This is a genomic window from Enterobacter sp. CM29 (assembly GCF_013179605.1).
Taxonomy (GTDB): domain Bacteria; phylum Pseudomonadota; class Gammaproteobacteria; order Enterobacterales; family Enterobacteriaceae; genus Enterobacter; species Enterobacter intestinihominis.
This window is the reverse complement of sequence record NZ_JABMCU010000240.1, coordinates 1-5,635: the sequence shown is the minus strand read 5'-3', so window position 1 is coordinate 5,635 and position 5,635 is coordinate 1. Positions and strand designations below refer to the sequence as shown.

At 54.5% G+C, this 5,635-nt stretch carries 5 protein-coding genes; 4 read left to right on the top strand and 1 reads right to left on the bottom strand.

The window, feature by feature from the left end; genetic code table 11:
• Window positions 1-482 (bottom strand): DNA gyrase subunit A (locus HP459_RS20735; RefSeq protein WP_301541002.1); only part of this gene is annotated, 482 nt, incomplete at its 3' end.
• Between the two features lie 146 nt (window positions 483-628).
• Here HP459_RS20735 and ubiG point away from each other — a divergent pair.
• The 4 genes from ubiG to yfaE all read left to right on the top strand — a co-directional run bounded on the left by ubiG (window position 629) and on the right by yfaE (window position 5,485).
• Window positions 629-1,357 carry a bifunctional 2-polyprenyl-6-hydroxyphenol methylase/3-demethylubiquinol 3-O-methyltransferase UbiG gene (ubiG, locus tag HP459_RS20730; RefSeq protein WP_006811346.1) on the top strand — a complete coding sequence of 243 codons (729 nt, stop codon included), beginning with the start codon at window positions 629-631 and terminating at the stop codon, window positions 1,355-1,357.
• Window positions 1,358-1,706: 349 nt separating this feature from the next.
• Complete coding sequence (gene nrdA, locus HP459_RS20725; RefSeq protein ID WP_023300610.1) at window positions 1,707-3,992, top strand: class 1a ribonucleoside-diphosphate reductase subunit alpha; 2,286 nt, start codon at window positions 1,707-1,709, stop codon at window positions 3,990-3,992.
• 108 nt (window positions 3,993-4,100) lie between these two features.
• On the top strand, window positions 4,101-5,231 hold the full coding sequence (nrdB, locus tag HP459_RS20720) for a class Ia ribonucleoside-diphosphate reductase subunit beta (RefSeq protein ID WP_022648802.1): 1,131 nt from the start codon (window positions 4,101-4,103) through the stop codon (window positions 5,229-5,231).
• Window positions 5,231-5,485, top strand: a complete 255-nt coding sequence (gene yfaE / locus HP459_RS20715) for a class I ribonucleotide reductase maintenance protein YfaE (RefSeq protein ID WP_003859419.1) — start codon at window positions 5,231-5,233, stop codon at window positions 5,483-5,485. The genes nrdB and yfaE overlap by 1 nt, the downstream gene beginning before the upstream one ends.
• The last annotated feature ends 150 nt before the right edge of the window (window positions 5,486-5,635 follow it).

Below are 5,635 nucleotides of genomic sequence, written 5' to 3'. Positions count from 1 at the left end.
GTTGGCATAACGTCAGGAATTTTTTCCGTGCCGTCGTAGTTATCAACGAAATCAACCGTCTCTTTTTCCAGGTCAGCCATCAGCTCATGGGCAATCTTCGCCAGACGGATTTCCGTATAACGCATTGCCGCGGCGGAGTCGCCGTCGATAGAACCAAAGTTACCCTGACCATCTACCAGCATGTAACGCAGCGAGAAAGGCTGCGCCATACGGACAATGGTGTCGTACACCGCGGAATCACCATGGGGATGGTATTTACCGATTACGTCACCAACGACACGGGCAGATTTTTTGTAGGCTTTATTCCAGTCATTGCCCAATACGTTCATGGCGTATAGTACGCGACGGTGTACCGGCTTCAGGCCATCGCGGACGTCCGGCAGCGCACGGCCAACAATGACCGACATCGCATAGTCCAGATAGGAGCTTTTCAGCTCTTCCTCGATGTTAACCGGTGTAATTTCTCTCGCAAGGTCGCTCATCTAACCGCTATCCCTCTACTGTATCCCGGATTCAAAGGTCGCAAATTATAACACAGCCGCGGTGATACAGGTAAACCTATACGCTTTATTCACAGGGATTGCCTGATATACTCATTTGTCTTGCTAAATAAGGAGTAAAAGCGCCCATGAATGCCGAAAAATCCCCGGTGGCTCACAACGTTGACCACGAAGAGATTGCCAAATTTGAAGCGGTGGCGTCCCGCTGGTGGGATCTCGAAGGTGAGTTCAAACCTCTGCATCGTATTAACCCGCTACGTCTGGGCTATATCGCGGAGCGTTCCGGCGGTCTGTTCGGTAAGAAAGTGCTCGACGTCGGCTGCGGCGGCGGCATCCTGGCGGAAAGCATGGCGCGCGAAGGGGCCACCGTCACCGGTCTGGACATGGGCTTCGAACCTCTACAGGTTGCGCGTCTTCATGCGCTGGAGTCCGGCGTACAGGTAGAATATGTCCAGGAAACCGTGGAAGAGCACGCGGCTAAACATGCGCACCAGTATGACGTGGTGACCTGCATGGAGATGCTGGAGCACGTTCCCGATCCGCAGTCGGTCGTCAGCGCCTGTGCAAAACTGGTGAAACCGGGTGGACAGGTCTTCTTCTCGACCATCAACCGCAACGGCAAAGCCTGGCTGATGGCCGTGGTAGGCGCGGAATATGTGCTGCGCATGGTGCCGAAAGGGACGCACGACGTGAAGAAGTTCATCAAGCCTGCCGAACTGCTGGGCTGGGTTGACCAGACATGGCTTAAGGAGCAGCACATGACGGGTCTGCACTACAATCCTCTGACGGATAAATTCAAACTTGCCCCGGGCGTGGATGTTAACTATATGTTGCACACAACCGCCAAAAACGACTAACGTCATTCGTTATTCTTATAAAGATTGCGCGACATCATGTTGCGCAATTCTGACCTCCCGTTGAAGAAATCAGCACTCGATCAAATTTTGAATTTTTTTTCTGGAATATTGACATCTCTTCCAGGCCTTACGGTACGAGGACTTAGCCTTTTTTACCCTTTCACAACCTCAATTTAACGTCAAAATCAACCCTTGTGCTGAAAAGATTCGATACTAGAATACTCACCATATAGCGTTCTTCTTATCGCAAAACCCCTATATGTAGTATTTATCCACAGAGTTAGTCACAAGGCGGTTCTGTGGATAAGCGGGGGATATTTTTTTATTTCACGGACAGGTAAAAACCCACATGAATCAGAGTCTGCTGGTGACAAAGCGCGACGGTACTACCGAGCGTATCAATCTGGACAAAATCCATCGAGTTCTCGACTGGGCAGCAGAAGGACTGAACAACGTATCTATATCCCAGGTCGAACTGCGTTCTCACATTCAGTTCTACGACGGCATCAAAACGTCTGATATCCACGAAACCATTATCAAAGCAGCGGCAGATCTGATCTCCCGCGACGCACCGGATTATCAGTACCTCGCTGCGCGTCTGGCGATTTTCCACCTGCGTAAGAAAGCCTACGGCCAGTTCGAGCCGCCGAAGCTTTACGATCACGTAGTGAAAATGGTTGAGCTGGGCAAATACGACACGCATCTGCTGGAAGACTATACGGAAGAAGAGTTCGAGCAGATGAACGGGTTTATCGATCACTGGCGCGACATGAACTTCTCCTACGCGGCGGTGAAGCAGCTCGAAGGCAAATACCTGGTTCAGAACCGTGTGACGGGCGAAATCTACGAGAGCGCCCAGTTCCTCTATATTCTGGTGGCCGCCTGCCTGTTCTCTAATTATCCACGTGAAACCCGTCTGGACTACGTGAAGCGTTTCTACGATGCGGTCTCTACGTTCAAGATTTCTCTGCCTACGCCAATCATGTCTGGCGTGCGTACCCCTACCCGTCAGTTCAGCTCCTGCGTACTGATCGAGTGTGGTGACAGCCTGGATTCCATCAACGCGACCTCCAGCGCCATCGTAAAATACGTCTCCCAGCGTGCTGGTATCGGCATCAACGCTGGTCGTATCCGTGCGCTGGGCAGCCCGATCCGCGGCGGTGAAGCGTTCCACACCGGCTGTATCCCGTTCTACAAGCACTTCCAGACGGCAGTAAAATCCTGCTCTCAGGGCGGCGTGCGCGGTGGCGCTGCCACCCTGTTCTACCCAATGTGGCACCTGGAAGTGGAAAGCCTGCTGGTTCTGAAGAACAACCGCGGCGTGGAAGGCAACCGCGTGCGTCACATGGACTACGGCGTGCAGATCAACAAGCTGATGTACACCCGCCTGCTGAAAGGTGAAGATATCACCCTGTTCAGCCCATCCGACGTCCCGGGTCTGTACGACGCGTTCTTCGCCGATCAGGACGAATTCGAGCGTCTGTACACCAAATACGAAAAAGACGACAGCATCCGCAAGCAGCGCGTGAAGGCGGTCGATCTGTTCTCCCTGATGATGCAGGAACGTGCCTCTACCGGCCGTATCTACATCCAGAACGTTGACCACTGCAACACCCACAGCCCGTTCGATCCGGTGGTTGCGCCAGTGCGCCAGTCCAACCTGTGCCTGGAGATCGCCCTGCCGACCAAACCGCTGGACGATGTGAACGATGAAAATGGTGAAATCGCCCTGTGTACGCTCTCTGCGTTCAACCTGGGTGCGATTAAGAGCCTGGACGAGCTGGAAGAGCTGGCCGTGCTGGCGGTTCGTGCGCTCGACGCCCTGCTGGACTACCAGGATTACCCAATCCCGGCGGCAAAACGCGGCGCAATGGGCCGTCGCACTTTAGGTATCGGCGTGATCAACTTCGCCTACTGGCTGGCGAAAAACGGCAAGCGTTACTCCGACGGCAGCGCCAACAATCTGACGCACCAGACGTTCGAAGCCATTCAGTACTACCTGATGAAAGCCTCCAACGAGCTGGCGAAAGAGCAAGGCGCGTGCCCGTGGTTCAATGAAACCACCTACGCGAAAGGCATTTTGCCGATCGACACCTACAAAAAAGACCTGGATGCGATTGTCAGCGAGCCGCTGCACCTCGACTGGGAAGGCCTGCGCGAGTCCATTAAAACTCACGGCCTGCGTAACTCCACGCTCTCTGCCCTGATGCCGTCCGAGACCTCTTCGCAGATCTCCAACGCCACCAACGGTATTGAGCCACCGCGCGGCCACGTCAGCATCAAAGCGTCGAAAGACGGCGTGCTGCGTCAGGTGGTACCGGATTACGAAACGCTGGGCAACAACTACGAACTGCTGTGGGAAATGCCAAACAACGATGGCTACCTGCAACTGGTGGGTATCATGCAGAAGTTTATCGACCAGTCGATCTCTGCCAATACCAACTACGACCCGACGCGCTTCCCGTCAGGCAAGGTTCCGATGCAGCAACTGCTGAAAGACCTGCTCACCGCCTACAAATTTGGCGTGAAAACGCTGTACTATCACAACACCCGTGATGGTGCGGAAGACGCCCAGGACGACCTGGCGCCGTCAATTCAGGACGATGGCTGCGAAAGCGGCGCATGTAAGATCTAATAAATTCCCTCACCCTAACCCTCTCCCACAGGGAGAGGGAACTCTTTCCCCCTCTCCCTGTGGGAGAGGGCCGGGGTGAGGGGAAATAACACCACAGGACTCACCGCAATGGCATATACCACCTTTTCACAGACGAAAAACGACCAGCTCAAAGAGCCGATGTTCTTCGGCCAGCCGGTCAACGTGGCACGCTACGATCAGCAAAAATATGACATCTTCGAAAAGCTGATTGAAAAGCAACTCTCTTTCTTCTGGCGTCCGGAAGAAGTTGACGTTTCCCGCGACCGTATCGATTTCCAGGCGCTGCCGGAACACGAAAAGCACATCTTCCTCAGCAACCTGAAATACCAGACGCTGCTGGACTCCATTCAGGGTCGTAGTCCGAACGTGGCGCTGCTGCCGCTGATCTCGATTCCTGAGCTGGAAACCTGGGTTGAGACCTGGGCGTTCTCCGAGACGATCCACTCCCGCTCTTACACCCACATCATCCGCAACATCGTTAACGATCCGGCGGTGGTGTTTGATGATATCGTCACCAACGAACAGATCCAGAAGCGCGCCGAAGGCATTGCGCACTACTATGACGAACTGATCGAGATGACCAGCTACTGGCATCTGCTGGGCGAAGGTACGCACAACGTGAACGGTAAAACCGTCACCGTAAACCTGCGGACCCTGAAAAAACAGCTCTATCTGTGCCTGATGAGCGTCAACGCCCTGGAAGCAATCCGCTTCTACGTGAGCTTCGCCTGCTCCTTCGCGTTTGCCGAGCGCAAACTGATGGAAGGCAACGCCAAAATTATCCGTCTGATTGCCCGTGACGAAGCCCTGCACCTGACCGGGACTCAGCATATGCTGAACCTGCTGCGCAGCGGTGCAGACGATCCGGAGATGGCGGAAATTGCGGAAGAGTGCAAACAGGAATGCTACGACCTGTTCGTGCTGGCGGCCCAGCAGGAGAAAGAGTGGGCAGACTACCTGTTCCGCGACGGCTCCATGATTGGCCTGAACAAAGACATTCTGTGCCAGTACGTTGAGTACATCACCAACATCCGCATGCAGGCCGTCGGTCTCGACCTGCCGTTCCAGACGCGCTCTAACCCAATCCCGTGGATCAACACCTGGCTGGTGTCCGATAACGTGCAGGTCGCGCCGCAGGAAGTGGAAGTGAGTTCTTACCTGGTCGGTCAGATTGATTCTGAAGTCAACACCGACGACCTGAGCGATTTCCAGCTCTGATGAGCCGCGTAACGCTGAGCCTTTCGGGTACAGAGGTGTTGTGCCAGGAAGAGCACCCTTCTCTGCTGGTGGCGCTTGAAGCGCATCAGGTAGAAGTCGAGTACCAGTGTCGTGAAGGCTACTGCGGCTCCTGCCGCTGCCGTCTGGTCGCAGGCCAGGTAGACTGGCTGACCGAACCGCTGGCCTTTATCAGTGAAGGGGAAATTTTGCCCTGCTGCTGCCGGGCAAAAGGCGATATAGAGATCGAGATGTGATGTTGTCCTTATCCCCTCTCCCGGTGGGCTGAGGGTTCCCCACAAATTAATGCGAGCACTGAGCAATCCCCTCGCCCCTCCGGGGAGAGGGTTAGGGTGAGGGGAACATACGGCGGTGGTGGTCATTCCGTTCACTTTATGTTCCTTGCT

What these genes read in the sequence shown, in the direction of transcription:
- ubiG (WP_006811346.1), top strand. Translation starts at nt 629, where the DNA reads ATGAATGCCGAAAAATCCCCGGTGGCTCACAACGTTGACCACGAAGAG.
- nrdA (WP_023300610.1), top strand. Translation starts at nt 1,707, where the DNA reads ATGAATCAGAGTCTGCTGGTGACAAAGCGCGACGGTACTACCGAGCGT.
- nrdB (WP_022648802.1), top strand. Translation starts at nt 4,101, where the DNA reads ATGGCATATACCACCTTTTCACAGACGAAAAACGACCAGCTCAAAGAG.
- yfaE (WP_003859419.1), top strand. Translation starts at nt 5,231, where the DNA reads ATGAGCCGCGTAACGCTGAGCCTTTCGGGTACAGAGGTGTTGTGCCAG.